This window comes from Chryseobacterium sp. AC417 (assembly GCF_979258215.1).
In genome coordinates this window covers 2,417,270-2,433,344 of the sequence record NZ_OZ409845.1, presented here as the reverse complement: position 1 = coordinate 2,433,344, position 16,075 = coordinate 2,417,270, and the positions used below count along the sequence as shown (strand labels likewise).

The 16,075-nt window shown below is 33.3% G+C and carries 16 protein-coding genes and 1 pseudogene; 13 read left to right on the top strand and 4 right to left on the bottom strand.

Going from position 1 to position 16,075, the window contains the following annotated elements; genetic code table 11:
- Window positions 1-41: 41 nt before the first annotated feature.
- Window positions 42-677 carry a 16S rRNA (guanine(527)-N(7))-methyltransferase RsmG gene (gene rsmG / locus ACZZ9T_RS11595; RefSeq protein ID WP_463432285.1) on the bottom strand — a complete coding sequence of 212 codons (636 nt, stop codon included), beginning with the start codon at window positions 675-677 and terminating at the stop codon, window positions 42-44.
- Window positions 678-853: 176 nt separating this feature from the next.
- On the opposite strand from rsmG, the gene ACZZ9T_RS11590 reads away from it, so the two are divergent.
- Complete coding sequence (locus tag ACZZ9T_RS11590) at window positions 854-2,044, top strand: pyridoxal phosphate-dependent aminotransferase (protein WP_463442215.1); 1,191 nt, start codon at window positions 854-856, stop codon at window positions 2,042-2,044.
- Between the two features lie 44 nt (window positions 2,045-2,088).
- On the opposite strand, the gene ACZZ9T_RS11585 is transcribed toward ACZZ9T_RS11590, so the two are convergent.
- Window positions 2,089-2,265 (bottom strand): bacteriocin-like protein, encoded by a 177-nt coding sequence (locus ACZZ9T_RS11585; RefSeq protein ID WP_463442214.1) that lies wholly within the window; start codon window positions 2,263-2,265, stop codon window positions 2,089-2,091.
- A 301-nt stretch (window positions 2,266-2,566) separates the two neighbouring features.
- Here ACZZ9T_RS11585 and ACZZ9T_RS11580 point away from each other — a divergent pair, with 301 nt between their 5' ends.
- The 8 genes and pseudogenes from ACZZ9T_RS11580 to ACZZ9T_RS11545 all read left to right on the top strand — a co-directional run bounded on the left by ACZZ9T_RS11580 (window position 2,567) and on the right by ACZZ9T_RS11545 (window position 10,386).
- Complete coding sequence (locus tag ACZZ9T_RS11580) at window positions 2,567-4,465, top strand: type VI secretion system Vgr family protein (protein ID WP_463442213.1); 1,899 nt, start codon at window positions 2,567-2,569, stop codon at window positions 4,463-4,465.
- Window positions 4,466-4,467: 2 nt separating this feature from the next.
- The gene (locus ACZZ9T_RS11575) at window positions 4,468-6,039 is read left to right on the top strand and encodes a hypothetical protein (protein ID WP_463442212.1); all 1,572 of its coding nucleotides are present in this window, start codon (window positions 4,468-4,470) and stop codon (window positions 6,037-6,039) included.
- A gap of 3 nt (window positions 6,040-6,042) precedes the next feature.
- The gene (locus tag ACZZ9T_RS11570) at window positions 6,043-6,816 is read left to right on the top strand and encodes a leucine-rich repeat domain-containing protein (protein ID WP_463442211.1); all 774 of its coding nucleotides are present in this window, start codon (window positions 6,043-6,045) and stop codon (window positions 6,814-6,816) included.
- A 56-nt stretch (window positions 6,817-6,872) separates the two neighbouring features.
- Entirely contained in the window at window positions 6,873-7,310 is a 438-nt protein-coding gene (locus ACZZ9T_RS11565; RefSeq protein WP_463442210.1) for a hypothetical protein, read from the top strand.
- A 2-nt stretch (window positions 7,311-7,312) separates the two neighbouring features.
- Window positions 7,313-8,089 carry a leucine-rich repeat domain-containing protein gene (locus tag ACZZ9T_RS11560; protein WP_463442209.1) on the top strand — a complete coding sequence of 259 codons (777 nt, stop codon included), beginning with the start codon at window positions 7,313-7,315 and terminating at the stop codon, window positions 8,087-8,089.
- 935 nt (window positions 8,090-9,024) lie between these two features.
- Window positions 9,025-9,656: pseudogene (locus ACZZ9T_RS11555) on the top strand (peroxiredoxin).
- Between the two features lie 129 nt (window positions 9,657-9,785).
- Window positions 9,786-10,091, top strand: coding sequence for a thioredoxin family protein (locus ACZZ9T_RS11550; RefSeq protein WP_229984819.1), 306 nt, complete (start codon window positions 9,786-9,788; stop codon window positions 10,089-10,091).
- 46 nt (window positions 10,092-10,137) lie between these two features.
- Complete coding sequence (locus ACZZ9T_RS11545; RefSeq protein ID WP_027375263.1) at window positions 10,138-10,386, top strand: DUF6952 family protein; 249 nt, start codon at window positions 10,138-10,140, stop codon at window positions 10,384-10,386.
- A gap of 134 nt (window positions 10,387-10,520) precedes the next feature.
- Here the strand turns inward: ACZZ9T_RS11545 and ACZZ9T_RS11540 are convergent, their stop codons facing one another.
- Complete coding sequence (locus ACZZ9T_RS11540; protein ID WP_463442208.1) at window positions 10,521-10,979, bottom strand: peptidylprolyl isomerase; 459 nt, start codon at window positions 10,977-10,979, stop codon at window positions 10,521-10,523.
- A gap of 40 nt (window positions 10,980-11,019) precedes the next feature.
- Window positions 11,020-12,054, bottom strand: coding sequence for an acyl-CoA reductase (locus tag ACZZ9T_RS11535; protein WP_463442207.1), 1,035 nt, complete (start codon window positions 12,052-12,054; stop codon window positions 11,020-11,022).
- 59 nt (window positions 12,055-12,113) lie between these two features.
- On the opposite strand from ACZZ9T_RS11535, the gene ACZZ9T_RS11530 reads away from it, so the two are divergent.
- The 4 genes from ACZZ9T_RS11530 (at window position 12,114) to ACZZ9T_RS11515 (ending at window position 15,968) form a co-directional block, all read left to right on the top strand.
- A complete protein-coding gene (locus tag ACZZ9T_RS11530; protein ID WP_220179325.1) occupies window positions 12,114-12,464 on the top strand; it encodes a 4Fe-4S binding protein in 351 nt (116 codons plus the stop codon).
- 116 nt (window positions 12,465-12,580) lie between these two features.
- A complete protein-coding gene (serC, locus tag ACZZ9T_RS11525; protein ID WP_463442206.1) occupies window positions 12,581-13,645 on the top strand; it encodes a 3-phosphoserine/phosphohydroxythreonine transaminase in 1,065 nt (354 codons plus the stop codon).
- A gap of 111 nt (window positions 13,646-13,756) precedes the next feature.
- A complete protein-coding gene (locus ACZZ9T_RS11520; RefSeq protein ID WP_463432249.1) occupies window positions 13,757-14,716 on the top strand; it encodes a D-2-hydroxyacid dehydrogenase in 960 nt (319 codons plus the stop codon).
- A gap of 7 nt (window positions 14,717-14,723) precedes the next feature.
- On the top strand, window positions 14,724-15,968 hold the full coding sequence (locus ACZZ9T_RS11515) for a DUF1015 domain-containing protein (protein ID WP_463442205.1): 1,245 nt from the start codon (window positions 14,724-14,726) through the stop codon (window positions 15,966-15,968).
- Window positions 15,969-16,075 lie beyond the last annotated feature (107 nt).

Below are 16,075 nucleotides of genomic sequence, written 5' to 3'. Positions count from 1 at the left end.
TAAAATAAAATTTGTAAACAATATTAATTATCAATGCTAATTTACGAATTAAAATTACCTTTTGATAAATAAACTACTTTTTTAGTATCAAAAAATTCTTCATCAAAATAATTTTTTAAATTAAAAAGTTCACATTTTAATCCGGCTAACTCTTCAGCTAAATCTCCGCCTTTTAAATACAGTACACCATTGTGTTTTGTATTCAATTGTTCTTTCTCAAATTTTCCTTTCAGCCATCTCAGGAATTCCGGCATTTGCGTCACAGCACGACTTACTACAAAATGGAATTTCTCCTTCACTTTTTCTGCTCTTCCGTGTATGGCGGTTACGTTTGTTAAACCAACACCTTCTGCAACAGCATTCACCACTGTAATTTTTTTACCGATAGAATCTATCAGCGTAAATTGTGCTTCAGGGAACAAAATCGCCAAAGGAATCCCCGGGAAACCTCCGCCAGTTCCAATATCCAAAACTTTAGTTCCGGGAGCGAATCCCATGATTTTAGCAACCCCTAAAGAGTGTAAAATATGTTTCTCATAAAGTGATTCCATATCTTTTCTGGAAATTACATTGATTTTCTCATTCCACTCACCATAAAGGCTTTCTAATTTTGAAAACTGCTCGATTTGTTTTTCGGAAAGTTCCGGGAAATATTTCTGGATTAACGCTACTGACATACGATTGAATATAAATAGCAAAAATAAGTTTTATTTCATAGCAAGAATAATGTTTTTGAGAGATTATGGTAATCACTTGATTTTCAAAATTGTTCGTTCAAAAAAAACACAATAAGCTCAAACTTCATCCACATAAAGTTTTTTATCTATATTTGTTAAAACGACAAAAAGAATACATGAATAAACTTTCAGACCGAGTAAACAGGTTAGGATACTCACAGACTTTCGTCATGTCAAATAAGGCTAGAGAAATGAAAGCCAGCGGAATTGACGTTATTTCTTTAACATTGGGCGAACCCGATTTTGATGTTCCGGACAATATAAAACAGGCAGCTTTTGATGCCATCAATGAAAATTACAGCCACTACTCTCCCGTTCCGGGATTTTTAGAACTCCGACAGGCAATTTCAGATAAATTAAAAAGAGACAATCAATTAGATTATAAACCAACACAAATCTGTGTTTCAAACGGTGCAAAACAGGCAATCATCAATGTTTTGGCAGCAATCATCAATGACGGTGATGAAGTGATACTTCCTACTCCATATTGGGTAAGCTATGATGAAATGGTGAAAATGATGGGCGGAAATTCTGTTATGCTTCCTACTTCGTATGTAACTGATTTTAAAATCACTGCCGAACAATTAGAAGAAGCAATTAATGATAAAACCAAAGCTGTCCTTTTCAGTTCGCCGTGTAATCCTTCCGGAGGATATTATACCTATGATGAATTGAAGTCTTTGGCAAAAGTGATTGCAAAATACCCTCATGTAACTGTAATTTCAGATGAAATTTACGAATACATCAACTATGAAACCCGATCGACTTCAATTGCTCAGTTTCCGGAAGTGTACGAACAAACCGCAGTAATCAACGGAATGTCTAAAGCCTTTGCGATGACAGGCTGGAGAATAGGCTATTCTGCGTGTCCCGAATGGCTGGCAAAAGCGTGTGAAAAAATTCAGGGGCAAATGACAAGCGGTGCAAATACAGTTGCCCAAAGAGCTTCGATTGTCGCTTTAAAAACAGATCCTTCTGAATACAGATACATGATTGATGCTTTTGAGCAAAGAAGAAATGTTATGTTTGATTTAATAAAAGAAATTCCAGGATTTAAGGTTCTTTTACCAAAAGCTGCATTCTATTTCTTCCCGGACATTTCATATTACATAGGGAAAACTTTAAATGGAATCGAAATTAAAGATGCTGATGATTTTGCCATGTTTATTTTAGAAAATGCCCATGTAGGATGTGTTGGCGGAGTTTCTTTCGGAAGTCCTGAATGTATCAGGTTTTCTTACGCAGCTTCAGAAGACGACTTGCGTGAAGCGATGAGAAGAATTAAAGAATTACTAATGAACGTATAAAAAATAAAAAGTTCTTCCTGAGGAAGAACTTTTTTAGTTTAATCTCAAAGAGAACCACCTTCTACAGGTATTTCCGGTACGATAATATAGCATTCTTCATTAATTGCGACACAAACATCAGCTTCGGGACAGTAATACCTTCCAGGAGGACACTTTGAAGTAACTGCTGCTCCTTTAATTGTTTTCAGTTCTTTTCTTGACAGACTTTTTAAATTTTTCATAATAATAGTATTTGGTTGTTTATAAAATTTTTCAGTTCTATTTTCTAAAATTAATAAATAATTTTTATTAATTTTAATTTATTTTTTTCATAATCAACATATTATAAAAGAAATTTTCACAAAAAAAGTAAAGGAAACTTTTTATAGAGATTATTTTATACAACAGGAACTGTGTGAATTTGATTTTAAATCATATCACAAGGATGACAGTTCATACCCTTTCTTTATTTCAGAAATTACCGTAATAAAACTACATCGAATACAATAATTAATTATATTTGACACAATAAAAACACTTTTTATGGAAAGCGAAAACCTCGATCCCTCTATATTCGGCACTTGCCGTTCTTTTCAAGACTGGCTTCACGACAAAACCAACTCCATGGTTTATTGTCTTTTGACCATAGACGGAAAAGAATTTCTGAGAAAAAACAGCTATGAAGTAGAACTTCACCAGAAAACCAATGACCACGATACCTTTACCATTACCGTTCCGGATGATGCTTTAGACACATTCAAAGGGTATGTGATGGAAAATTCCAGAAAACTACTCGGAAAAGAAATAGGAATTACCTATTGGCGTTTTGGCGAATCCCGGTATTATTTTAGAGGCATCATCGGAAAAATCCGCAACAAAAAAGACGAAGGCGGCGGTTACGGAGATTTGCACATTACAGGATTTGCACCAGGCATTTTGTTAGAAAGCGGTAAGGATTGCCAAAGCTTTGAAGACAAAACACTGGAACAGATCATCAAGCAAATTAACGAAGAATATCCAGAGGAAGCACAGGTAGAGATTTCTTCAAATCACCTGAATGCTTACAACAAAAAATCCCTTCCCTACACCGTTCAATATAAAGAATCTGATTATCAGTTTATCCGGAGACTCGCCATTCGTCACGGTGAATATTTATATTACAACGGTGAAAAACTGGTCTTCGGAGGTCAGGTACAGCCTGTTTTGAAGCTTAGGGAAAATATGGACCTGATCGATGTTGAATTTGAGATGCGGATGCAGGCACAGGAATTTACCTTCACTTGTTATGACTCGCAGAGCGGAGCCAAAATAGAGAAACACAGCAATGGTGTACAAAGCGAGTTCAAAGAAAGTCCTTTTCAGGCAATTGCGGTCATTGCTTCCCAAACCATTTTTAATAAAAAACCAAAAATGCACTTCAACCATACAGGAATCCAAAAAGGGTCAGAAGGACAATTGGCAGAAGCCGTTCGATTGGAAAAAGAAAAGCGGGAGAACCTGATGCAGGTAAAAGGCAGAAGTAAAACTCCCGAACTGAAAATAGGCGGGAGAACCCAGCTTTCGGACATCAACGGCAAAGCAATGGAAACTTACCGCATTATAGAAATCAAGCACGTTTATGAGCCGGGTGATTATTACAACGAGTTTGTCGGAATCCCCGATTTATTCAATGCTTCCCCTTACATCGATACCGAAGCCGTACCGAAAGGTGAAGAGCAGCCTGCAAGAGTGATGGATAACAACGACCCGATGGGAATGGGAAGAGTTCGGGTACAATTCCCGTGGCAGGAAGATAAAGGACAGAAAACCCCGTGGATCAGACTGATACAGCCACATTCAGGATCAGGCAAAGGTTTTCATTTTATCCCGGAGATTGGTGAGGAAGTTCTGGTAAGTCACGAATCCCAGAATGCAGAAAAACCTTTTGTGATGGGAACGCATTATAATGGGAGTGAAACGAGTTCGTACCACACTTCTGGAAACGACAAGAAAGTTATACACACACGAAGCGGAACTAAAATTATTCTGAATGACGCTGAAGGAAGTGTTTTTATAGAAGATCCTAGCGGAAATACGTATCTAATGGATGGAGCTGGAAATATTAATGTGAATGCACCAAAGAATATGAGTTTTACGGCGGGTGAAAACGTAACAATTACGGCAGGCATGAATATTACATCCAATGCAGGGATGAACATTTCTGAAACTGCTGGAGTAAACCATTCTAGTTTTGCCGGAGCCATGATGATGCAGAATGCGGTTGCAGATTATTCTCTAATGGCGGCTAATATTATGGAAGTGGCACAGGGAGAAAGGAAATCAAAAGCAAAAGAAGTTACAGATCAATCCCAAGAAAAGAAAGTTATTTCAGAAAAGAAAAATGAAGTGCATACAAAAGGAACTTTTGACAATAACAGTGGAGAAAAATCTAAAATGCATTAATTATGGCAGGAGGAAAAATAACTCGCATTATTGGTGGAACCAATAGTATAGAGTGTGAAACCTGGAAGGTTTATACGGATCAATTTTCAGTCTTTGGAGAAAAAGGAAGTCATTTTACGGCAGATGAAGGAATTATTATCGGAGAACCGAAGGAAGCTCCTCTTTCCTATCGTTATTTTGAAAAAGGTTGGTGGACTGATAAAGATGATAAAGAAATAAAGGAAGCACAAATAGGAGATCGGGTAAAATTTCATTTGAAAATGAAGAACATAAAATCTCCTAAAGGAAAAAAAATTAATCTTGAATTAAGAGAATGGGATGATTTTAATTTTCTAATGTATATTTTGGCACTTACAAACAAAGAACTTATAGGGCATGATAATACTAAAGGATATGAAACGATAAACATCATAACCAACACACCGGATGGTAATCAAATATTAACCGACTGGGAGCTTAATGAAAACTCTGAAATAACAGTAAGTTTACTGCTGGATGATGATAGTTTATCAAAAATGGTTGCCAATGATGATGCAAGAGATATAGAATTATACTTTCGTTGCAGATACATTGATGAAAATAATCAACCTGAAATTGCTGAATTTCCAGATGAATCATGGAATTATTTAAAAGTAAAACCAAAACCTGTAGTTGAGCCTATCATTTTTGTGCATGCTTCAAAAGAACATTTATTACCGGCAATTTACTCTTCAGCGGATGGAAGTCCTTGGTATATTTCAGCTTTTAAAAACGCAATGTATACCATAAAGATAGATGGTTTAATGAAACCATACGACCTGGCTGGAAAAAAAGAACTGACTTTTTTTGAGAAAAATGCTTACAACATTGCCATAAGAAATTTAGAGAAAAAGAATTTTTTTACCACAATAAAAAAAGGGTCTACTTCCGAATATTACTATTATGATATTTCTGAAATAGACAATATGTTTGAGAAAGAGATTAAAAGAGCGGTAAATGTAAGTGCCGAAGCTTCGACAGATGTACCAAAGGGATTAAATGCCATCACATATGAATCCGGAAAAAGTTCAGCCAAAATAATAAAAACGGTGGGCGAAGTTGCGGGTCTTTTTGGAGTTCTTTCGGATTTGGCAGCTCTATTGCGCGGTGTGGCAGATCACAAGATACCTCCACCGTCTATTATTCCGCCTTTTATAACAATGGAGGTTGAAAAATATCTTAATGAAATGTATGAAGACTTAAGAGATTTGTGGAAAAAAGATTTGATGAAGGCTATTGATGGAGGAAAAGGAGGTGTTATTAAATTTCTTGAAGAAAACAGTTATAGTGATGGTATAAAAGTTCGAAATTTAGGATTTAAAGTAATAGATATGACAGAAGATGGGTTAAAGAAAATTTTAAATAAGGAAATATCTTGTATCAACAATAAAAACGACAGAAATTCGCCTCAAATATTAGAGTCTTTATCAAATATTGGTAATGGCAGCCATGATGCTGGGATTTTAGTTCAATCAGTTGAAGAAAATGATAAGTATAATAGAATAACAACATTTCATTATATTCATGCCATATTTGTTAATAATTTAAAGGTCTGAAGCATGATCAAAAACATTTTATATATTATATTATTATTGCCATTATTTTATTCTTGTCAGAAAAAATACAGCAATGCTCCATATGATAAGAGTGAAGAAAAAATGAGAGTAATGCCCGATACTATAAAAGTTTTATTACTTGACAGTTTATGGCAAAAAAGAGATTCTATAACTTATTTACGGTTTAAAAATATTGAGCAATTAGTGTTATCAGAAACAGATTCAATCCCAAGATGGATTATAAAATTTGAAAAATTAAAAATACTATATGTAAGTAATTATCAAAAAAAAATCAAAACAATTCCAGAGAATATTGGAAAATTAAAGAATCTAGAACAGATAGATTTACCTAGAAATAATATATCGCATATTCCTATGTCATTATTTACTTTGATAAATCTTAAAAGGCTAAACTTAGAAGGAAATCGTATAGTAAATCTTCCATCACAAATAAAAAATTTAAAAAAAATCACAATTTTATCACTTGAATATAACCCTATTGCTATGTTGCCAAATGAAATATGTAGTCTAGATTCATTAAAAGTTCTTCCAATTGGAAACACTAATATTATTGAACTGCCCAATTGCTTAAATAGTCTAAGTCATATAGAAAGAATATATATAACAAATACTAAAATAATATACATTCATCCAAATATTTTAGAAAATAGAAATTTAAAAGATATAACTGCAAAAGGGTTAAAACTTAAAAACTACAAAGAAGTAAAATCTATCTGCGAAAAAAGAAACATTGATTTTTATTATGATGAAGAATAATTTAAAGAGCTGGTATTTTCGGTGTTCTTTCAGATTTAACTGCTCTATTACCAGGTGTGGCGGATCATCAAATTCCAATGCCATCTTTTGTTCCGCCTTTTATAACAATGGAAGTTGATCGAATGATGAAAGAAAACGATGAGTTTATCATTGAAAATTGGAATATAGATCTTGAAAAAGCAATTAGAGAAGGTAAAGATTTTACTAAATTCTTTTTAGAAGATAATGATATCAATCGAAGCAAAAACTTAGGTTTCAAAATTATTGAAATGTCAGAAGAAGGGATCAAAAAAGTTTTAAATAAAGAAATTGATGCTATTAATGATCAAACAAATTCTGATTCTCCAAAAATGTTAGAATCATTATGTAATATAGGAGAAGGTAACCGAGACTCAGGTTTTTTAATTCAATCAATGGAAAGTTTAGACAAATATAACAGACTAACGGTTTTCCATTATATTCATGCCATATTTGTAAATGATTTAAAAATTTAATAATGAAGTTTTTGCAATACATATTTTTTATATTTCCACTACCTATATCATGTCAACAATATAATAAACAGCCCTATGACAAATCTGAAGAAACTTTAAGAGCGTTTCCTACTTCTACCACTCAAATTATTTTTGATAGTCTTTGGAAAAAGAGAGATTCGCTCACATATTTAAGACTTGAAAACGTTCGTAGTATATATCTTTCAGATACTGATTCTATTCCAATTTGGATTTCAAATTTTCAGCAATTAAAAAGTATCCAATCTTTTTCTGGAAGTAAAAAGATAACTGATATTCCGGAAGAGATTGGAAAAATTGTTAATTTAACTCATATTGAGCTCCCAAATAATAGTATCACTAAAATACCACAATCTTTATATAGCTTAAAAAAATTGGAAAGGCTAAACTTGAGTGATAATGATATTAAAAATATTGATGTACAAATAGGAAATTTAAAAACTCTAAAAATTGTTTTCCTCTCAAACAATCATTTTTTATTAAATCTTCCTAAAGAAATCTGTAACCTTTCAGATTTAGTTAGTTTACCCATTAATGACACGAGTATATCAAATCTCCCTAAGTGTTTGAAAAACATGAAAAATCTTGAAAGGATTAATATTTCTAATACAAAAATATCCTATTTTCCTATCGAAATTTTATCAGCTTCAAAATTGAAAACAGTTCATGCGAAAGGACTAAAGCTTACAAATTACAAAGAAGTAAAAGCTATTTGTGAAAAAAGAAACATTACTTTTTATTATGATGAAGATAGGTTTTAATCTAATTGATATTTCAAACGAACTGTTTAAAAAATATCTAATATGATAAAAAGTCGCTTGATTTTGAAACCTATTTGATGAACGAAAGCCAAGGTGAAGAGGATGCCGTCTTGAATGACAAAGGAAAACAGTAAATTCTAAATTGATAGTATCATTAATATTATTCAGTAATTGCAATGCAGAACCATAAAAAAACAGATCTTAAAACACTAACCTACCAAGCGCCTGTCGTGTTGGTGTGTTATAAGTTTCAGTCATATTTGCTGTATAATTCGGAGACCAGTGCATACCTGTATTTAGATCCCCATGGTGGGATCTGCTTTTCCGATGACCGGGGAAACCATTTTGTGTGTGGTGCAATGATTACAAAAATCAAAACTGATTGCGAAAACATTGATTCTGGAACTTGGGCAGTCAGTGTATGTAAAAAGTTTGGGATTCTATTATCATACCCTGCTCTGGAGTGAAGTGTACCAAAAAGCCGCCGAGTATTTCACTATTTTTTCGGAATAAAGGCACACTGAATGAAAAAGATTGATTTAGAATGAAGAAAAAACTTTTCCACTTTAATAGGAGATAGAAGTTCTTGATCTGCAGGTGCAACAGATTTATTTAAGTATGCAAATTAATAAAATTATAAGTGGGTATTTTGCCCACTCTCCTGCTTAAATTTGAAAGACTATCTGTATAAGTTTTTCATTTAGTTGACACATAAAAAAAATAATTTGTAACACGTTTATCTATAAATATTTAGAATCAATTTAATGTATTTTCAGAGAATCTAAATAATTAAGATGCTTTCAGCATGATGAACTCCACATTCAATATATAAAATCAGCAAATAATTATAGATTTTATTTATCGATATGAATAATTCCAATAGATAAAAATTGTATATTTGCACCATTAAATTATAAATCAAAAATTAGAAAATTATGTCTTTAGTAGGTAAAAAATTTCCAAACGTAACGATTGATGCAATGTCTGAAATGGGTGATGATCTTAAAATCAACATCTTTGAAGAAACTACAAAAAACCAACAAAAAGTGATTTTGTTTTGGTATCCAAAAGATTTTACTTTCGTTTGCCCGACTGAGCTTCATGCTTTTCAAGAGGCTTTAGGTGAATTCGAAAAAGAAACACGAAAGTAATCGGTGCTTCTTGTGATACAAACGAAGTACACTTTGCGTGGTTAAACGTTTCAAAAGACAACGGGGGTATTGAAGGAGTTACTTATCCGCTTTTAGCTGATACTCACAGACAATTGGCAAACTTATTAGATATTGTTGATCAGGATCTGGAATTTGACGAAGAAGGAAATGAGTATTTCACAGGTTCAAATGTAACATACAGAGCAACTTATTTAATCGATGAGACCGGAAAAGTATTCCACGAGTCTGTAAACGATATGCCTTTGGGAAGAAACGTAAAAGAATATTTAAGATTAATCGATGCTTACACACACGTTCAGAAGCACGGTGAAGTTTGCCCTGCAAACTGGGAAGAAGGAAAAGATGCGATGAAAGCTGACAGAACTTCTACTGCTGAATATTTAGCAAAAAATTAATGAATTAATTTCAATCTAACAATGTAGCAATCTAGCAGTATACCAATTTTAAAATCTCTTTTTTAATTGGTACATTGATAAATTATTTGATTGCTACATTGTTTATTTTTTTCTTTAAAAAATAAACTTATGTATACTGAATTAACAGAAGATACGCTGCAAAATATTGTGAGCGACAATGAAAAAGTAGTGGTACAATACGGAGCAACATGGTGCGGAAACTGCAGAATTATGAAGCCTAAATTCAAAAAACTGGCTTCGGAAAATGATGCAATCCCTTTTTTGTATGTAGATGCTGAAAAACTTCCTGAAAGCAGAAAATTAGCTAAAGTTGACAATCTACCAACCTTTGCTATCTTTAAAAACGGCGAATTGGTGAATCAGGTTCAATCTAATCAGGCGGAAAGTTTAATTAACTTATTCAATGAATTATAATATGAATTCGTAATTCTGCGAATCCATATAAAAAATAAAATCACACATGAAATTACCTGTAATCAGACAATTTTATCAGAATCAGACCCCTGAAAATTTGGAAAAAACTTTAGAGGTTTTAGAAAGTTTCAGTGAGTTCAGAGGAACAAGCGAAGAAGATCTAAATGTTGCCGGAGAATTGATTACCAACATCTGCGGAGCTTTAGAAGTTCACGCCAATGTACAAAATGGTATGAGCGAAAAAGATGCTTTAAACTCTTTTGCTCAAAAGGTTTTAGGATCAATCGACAAATAATAAAATTCTAAGAGTTCATATTCTTAAAACAAAAAAATCCTGATGCATAATACATCAGGATTTTTTGTTTAGTGTATTGAATTTAACTCTTTCTGTTTAAAACATTTAAAATCAGCGGGAGAAAATTTTTAATTTTACTTAGTTTGTTTGTAAGGTTTCACGCCTAATATTTTTCCATCTTCCTGAAAAACTGCGGTGATAATTTCTTTTGGGTCAGACTTAGATTTATCATCAGAATATTTATACTGAATCATAGGATAATTTTCACCATTCATCAAAGATTTGTATCCTGTTTTATAAATTTCCGTTTTTCTCGTAAAATCAATTTGCTCCAAAAGCTTTTGATAAACTTTTTCTGTAAATGATGGTTTGGCTTTTTCAGAAAGCAGACTTTCCACTTTACCTTTATCGGAAACTTTTAAAGCTGAGATAAACTGCTCAAATTGTCCGTTAAAAAGTTCTTTCTGACTTTTACTGAGCTCTAATTTCTGCTCAGTTGTTCTATTATCTTTTACTACTACTGCTTTTTTTACCTTCTGTGAAAAACACAGCTGGAACGCTAAAAAAGAAAGTATGATTAATATCTTGTTCATATCATTGATTTTGGTTGACAGGTAAATTTAATGATAATTATTAAATAACTTCCAAAAATCTCATTGTATCTACATTATCAGCGTACGTATCAAGTCCCGGATTCTGCGCTTCGCCGAAATGTATCGTTTCAATTCCCAAGTCGTTTTTACCAACCACACATTGAATATTTTCTTCATTTTCACTGATGAAATTTTTCACTTCATCCAAAGAAGAATATCTGCTGAAATGAATTACAGACAACGGACTGAACAATTTTTCGTCTTCTTTCAGCATGACAAAATTATTATCCCAGAATTGATCCTGATTCAACAGATAAACGGCTCTGTTATAATCATAATTATTGGCATATTTATTATGATTAATGATTTCTTTAAAATCAATAAAACTTTCAAAAACCCTGTCAATAATAAAATTTTCCGGAATAAAAAGTCTCGTCACATTTCTGCAGCCTAACCCAAAATACTGGAAAATATCCTGAGCCAAAAGTTTTAATTCCGCTTCTGTTTCATCACCCTTTATCACGGCAACCGAAGTTCTGTTTTTTCTGATAATACTTAAATGGTTTTTAAAGTAATATTCTAAATATCTCGCCGTATTATTGCTTCCTGTAGCTATTACGGCATCAAAGTCGGTCAGTCTTTCAACAAACTCATATTCAATTTCATGATCAGAAAATTCTTTCCATTTTTTTAATAAAAAAGGCATCATCTGTTTGTCTTTTGAAGATAATTTAATCAGTGGAATATGATTGCTCAAAACCACCGAAATAACATCATGCCATCCGACTAAAGGAATATTTCCGGCAAGAATTAATCCTACCCTTTTTGTCGTTTTTGAAGGAGAATAATTGTTTAACCAGGAATTAAGATTTTCCTCATTTAACAAATCTGCCCATTGCTTCAATGCAAATCTTTGATTTTCTACGGTAAACCACGGATTTTCGATTTCAGATTTTTTAATGACTGATTCAAATTCAGAATCATTTTCATTAAAATCGTCATTATTTTCTGACAAATAGCTTTTTATATAATCACTTAATTTAATAAGTCCTAAAACTTGTTTTTCGATATTCATAATTACTGTAAAAGTGGGGAATATTTTGTAATTTTGTGCAAATTTAAAAAAAATTAGCGATGGCTATTAAAATAACTGATGAATGCATCAATTGCGGCGCTTGCGAACCGGAGTGTCCGAATAATGCAATCTATGAAGGAGCGGTAGACTGGAAAGCTTCCGAAGGTACAGAATTAAAAGGTACTGTGACATTACCATCAGGATTAACTGTTGATGCAGATGCACCACAAGAACCTGTAAATGATGATGTGTATTTCATTGTAACAGACAAATGCACAGAGTGTAAAGGCTTCCATGAAGAGCCACAGTGTGCAGCAGTTTGCCCGGTAGATTGCTGTGTTCCGGATGAAGATCATGTAGAGTCTGAAGAAACTTTGCTTAATAAAAAAGCATTTTTACACGGTGAATAAAATACGCCGTCTCATTTTTGTTGAGACGGTTTTTTTTTCTTTATATTTAAATTAATTCAAATACTGAATAGCAGATTGAGAAATCAGCACAATCCCAATAAACAAAAAGTAAAATTATGAGCAAAAAGCACAATTTCAGCGCAGGACCATGTATCTTACCTCAGGAAGTTTTCGAAAAATCAGCAGAAGCGATTTTAGATTTTAACGGTATCGGATTATCTCTTCTTGAAATTTCGCACAGAAGCAAAGATTTTGTTGCGGTGATGGATGAAGCTCGGGCAATCGTAAAAAGATTGATGAATTTGGGTGACGATTATGAAGTTTTGTATTCAGGAGGTGGCGCAAGTCTTCAGTTTGCGATGATTCCTTACAATTTGATGAAGGTTGGCGGAAAAGCGGCTTATCTTGATACGGGAACTTGGGCTGCAGGAGCTGTAAAAGAAGCAAAAAAAGTAGGAACAGTAGATGTTGTAGGTTCTTCAAAAGAAGAAAACTACTCTTTTATCCCAAAAGATTATACGGTAGGTTCAGAATACGATTATTTCCACTGTACTTCAAACAACACAATCTACGGAACTCAGATGAAATCTTTCCCTGAAGTGGATACTTTGATGATTTGCGATATGAGTTCTGATATTTTTTCAAGACAATTAGATTTTTCAAAATTTGATTTAATCTACGCCGGAGCTCAGAAAAACATGGGACCTGCAGGAGTAACTTTAGTGGTAATCAAAAAAGAAATTTTAGGAAAAACAGGCAGAGAAAATATGTTTTCGATCTTAGATTATTCTGAGCATATTTCTAAAGAATCAATGTACAATACTCCACCGGTTTTCCCTGTATATGCATCTTTACTTACATTACAACATTTAGAAAACAATGGAGGAATTGCCGCTGCTGAAGCAAGAAACGAAGCAAAAGCAAAACTTTTATATAATGAAATTGATACCAACCCGATGTTTGAAACATTTTGTGTTGAAGAAGACCGTTCGTTGATGAATGTTTCATTTAAATTAATTGACGACAGCAAAAAAGAAGAATTTGATGCTGCATGGAAAGCTGCAGGAATCAGCGGATTGAACGGTCACAGAAGTTTAGGGGGATACAGAGCAAGTATGTACAACGCCTTACCTCTTGAAAGCGTGCAGGTTTTGGTGGATGTGATGAAGTCAATAAAATAACTTAAATTAGGCAACACAAAAAAATAAAAAGATTAAGAGATTTTTAGATTTAAATGAAAGACAAAATTGTCTGAATCTAATTTCTAAAATCTAAACATCTAAAATAACAATATGAAAGTCTTAGCTAACGACGGAATTTCCAAAGCAGGTGAGCTTGCTTTAAAAGAAGCAGGAATCGAAGTGCTCGATAACAGAGTTGCGCAGGATCACGTTATCAGTTTCATTAATGAAAATAACGTTGACGTTCTTTTGGTGAGAAGTGCTACCAAAGTAAGACAGGAATTAATTGATGCTTGTCCGAGTTTGAAAATTATCGGAAGAGGCGGCATCGGCATGGATAATATTGATGTTGAATATGCCATTGAAAAAGGTCTTTACGTAATCAACACGCCCAATGCATCATCGAGATCAGTGGCTGAGCTGGTTTTTGCGCATTTCTTTTCTTTAGCAAGATTCTTACATGAATCCAACCGATTAATGCCGTTGGAAGGAGATACGAATTTCAATGCTTTGAAAAAATCTTTCAACAACGCGTATGAACTTTCTGGTAAAACTTTGGGAGTTATCGGATTTGGAAGTATTGGTCAGGAAGTGGTGAAGATGGGAATTTCTTTGGGAATGAAAGTTAAAGTTCTGACAAGAAAACCAAAGACCAAGACAATCAGTTTAAGTTTTTTTGACGGACAAACCGTTGATTTTGAAGTTACATCAACCAACGATTCTGATGCTTTCTACAAAGACACTGATTTTATCAGCATCAACACTCCGAAAACAAATGAATATGTAATAGATACACCTCAATTTGAAAAAATGGAAGATGGTGTATTTATCGTAAATACTGCAAGAGGTGGTGTCATCAACGAAGTAACCTTAATCAATAACATCGAATCAGGAAAAGTTGCAGGAGCTGCACTCGATGTTTTTGAAACCGAACCGACTCCCGAGCTGATTTTATTAATGAATCCAAACCTGTCTCTTACACCCCATCTTGGCGGAAATACCCTTGATGCTCAGGAAAAAATAGGTGTTGAGCTTGCCGAACAGATTATTGAGATTAAAAAGAAACTATAAATTATATATGCCAGTTTTTAAACCTTTCCGTGGAATAAGACCTCATAAAGATCATGAGGCTACATTTCCTACTCATCCTTTAGATAATTTCACTCAGGCTGAAATCACTGAAAAAGCTCAAAAAGAGAAAACTTACATCAATATGATAAAACCCTATGTTGTAAGTAAATCTAAAGATGTCGACCGGAATTTAAGGAAAATACGTTCAACTTTTGAAGAACTGATGGATGATAAAACACTCGTTCAGGACAGTTCGTCATATTATCTGTATGAGCAAATTTATCCTAACAAGCAGGTTTTCAGAGGACTTCTCGGTTTAACGAACATAGAAGATTTCTGGGCAGGTAAAATAAAACGTCACGAAAGTACAATTCCTCAGCGAAAAGAGAAGCTGGCTCATTATTTAGATAAAGTAAACCTTCAGGCAGAACCTGTATTGCTCACTTATCCATCCAATTCTAAGATAGAATTACTGATGAATCATGAGGAGAAGAACGTTCCGATTTTCAATCATGTAGATTCAGTGGGAATCAGACACAAAATCTGGAGAATAGATAACCGTTTAAAACTTCAGCAGTTCAAAGAAGTGATTGATCAGATCGATTCTTTCTACATTGCAGACGGTCACCACAGAATTGGTTCCACAGCAATTCACGCAAAACGTTTGAAAGATAAAAACAAAAAACATAATGGTACAGAAGCGTATAATTTTGTCTACAGCTTCATAGTTTCCAACCAATCCATAAAAATTCATGATTACAACAGAATCGTGAAAAGCATCGGAGATCTTTCCACTGAAGAATTCCTTAAAAGACTTGAAAAATATTTTTTAATTCACGAAAAAGAAGAAACTCCATACTATCCGTCACAGAAATTCCATATTTCTATGTACATTGATGGCAAATTCTACTCTCTTCATGTGAAACACGACCTTCGTTCACAGGAGATGTCTTTAGATAATCTTGATCACCATCTTTTAGATAAATATATCATTAAAGATATTTTAAAAATTGAAGATTCAGACAGTTCAGATCAGATCACTTACAGCAAGGGAACTTCAAATATTGACGGAATCAAGCTTTTGAAAGAAAAAGTGGATAACGGTGAAGGCAAAGTAGGTTTTGGCGTTTATCCTGTAAGTTTTAATGACATGATTAAAATTTCTGATTTAAAACTTCGTATGCCTCCAAAATGTACATTCATCGAACCAAAATTGGTTACTGCATTATTAATGTACGATATGAAACAATAAAAAGCTTTCTTCTTTTTGCAAAAAAATAATTCAATATTAAAAATCCTCAAAATTACTCTTCTGCAAAAGAAAATAATTTTGGGGATTTTTTTAATGTTAGTATTTAA

What these genes read in the sequence shown, in the direction of transcription:
- rsmG (WP_463432285.1), bottom strand. Translation starts at nt 677, where the DNA reads ATGTCAGTAGCGTTAATCCAGAAATATTTCCCGGAACTTTCCGAAAAA.
- ACZZ9T_RS11590 (WP_463442215.1), top strand. Translation starts at nt 854, where the DNA reads ATGAATAAACTTTCAGACCGAGTAAACAGGTTAGGATACTCACAGACT.
- ACZZ9T_RS11585 (WP_463442214.1), bottom strand. Translation starts at nt 2,265, where the DNA reads ATGAAAAATTTAAAAAGTCTGTCAAGAAAAGAACTGAAAACAATTAAA.
- ACZZ9T_RS11580 (WP_463442213.1), top strand. Translation starts at nt 2,567, where the DNA reads ATGGAAAGCGAAAACCTCGATCCCTCTATATTCGGCACTTGCCGTTCT.
- ACZZ9T_RS11575 (WP_463442212.1), top strand. Translation starts at nt 4,468, where the DNA reads ATGGCAGGAGGAAAAATAACTCGCATTATTGGTGGAACCAATAGTATA.
- ACZZ9T_RS11570 (WP_463442211.1), top strand. Translation starts at nt 6,043, where the DNA reads ATGATCAAAAACATTTTATATATTATATTATTATTGCCATTATTTTAT.
- ACZZ9T_RS11560 (WP_463442209.1), top strand. Translation starts at nt 7,313, where the DNA reads ATGAAGTTTTTGCAATACATATTTTTTATATTTCCACTACCTATATCA.
- ACZZ9T_RS11550 (WP_229984819.1), top strand. Translation starts at nt 9,786, where the DNA reads ATGTATACTGAATTAACAGAAGATACGCTGCAAAATATTGTGAGCGAC.
- ACZZ9T_RS11545 (WP_027375263.1), top strand. Translation starts at nt 10,138, where the DNA reads ATGAAATTACCTGTAATCAGACAATTTTATCAGAATCAGACCCCTGAA.
- ACZZ9T_RS11540 (WP_463442208.1), bottom strand. Translation starts at nt 10,979, where the DNA reads ATGAACAAGATATTAATCATACTTTCTTTTTTAGCGTTCCAGCTGTGT.
- ACZZ9T_RS11535 (WP_463442207.1), bottom strand. Translation starts at nt 12,054, where the DNA reads ATGAATATCGAAAAACAAGTTTTAGGACTTATTAAATTAAGTGATTAT.
- ACZZ9T_RS11530 (WP_220179325.1), top strand. Translation starts at nt 12,114, where the DNA reads ATGGCTATTAAAATAACTGATGAATGCATCAATTGCGGCGCTTGCGAA.
- serC (WP_463442206.1), top strand. Translation starts at nt 12,581, where the DNA reads ATGAGCAAAAAGCACAATTTCAGCGCAGGACCATGTATCTTACCTCAG.
- ACZZ9T_RS11520 (WP_463432249.1), top strand. Translation starts at nt 13,757, where the DNA reads ATGAAAGTCTTAGCTAACGACGGAATTTCCAAAGCAGGTGAGCTTGCT.
- ACZZ9T_RS11515 (WP_463442205.1), top strand. Translation starts at nt 14,724, where the DNA reads ATGCCAGTTTTTAAACCTTTCCGTGGAATAAGACCTCATAAAGATCAT.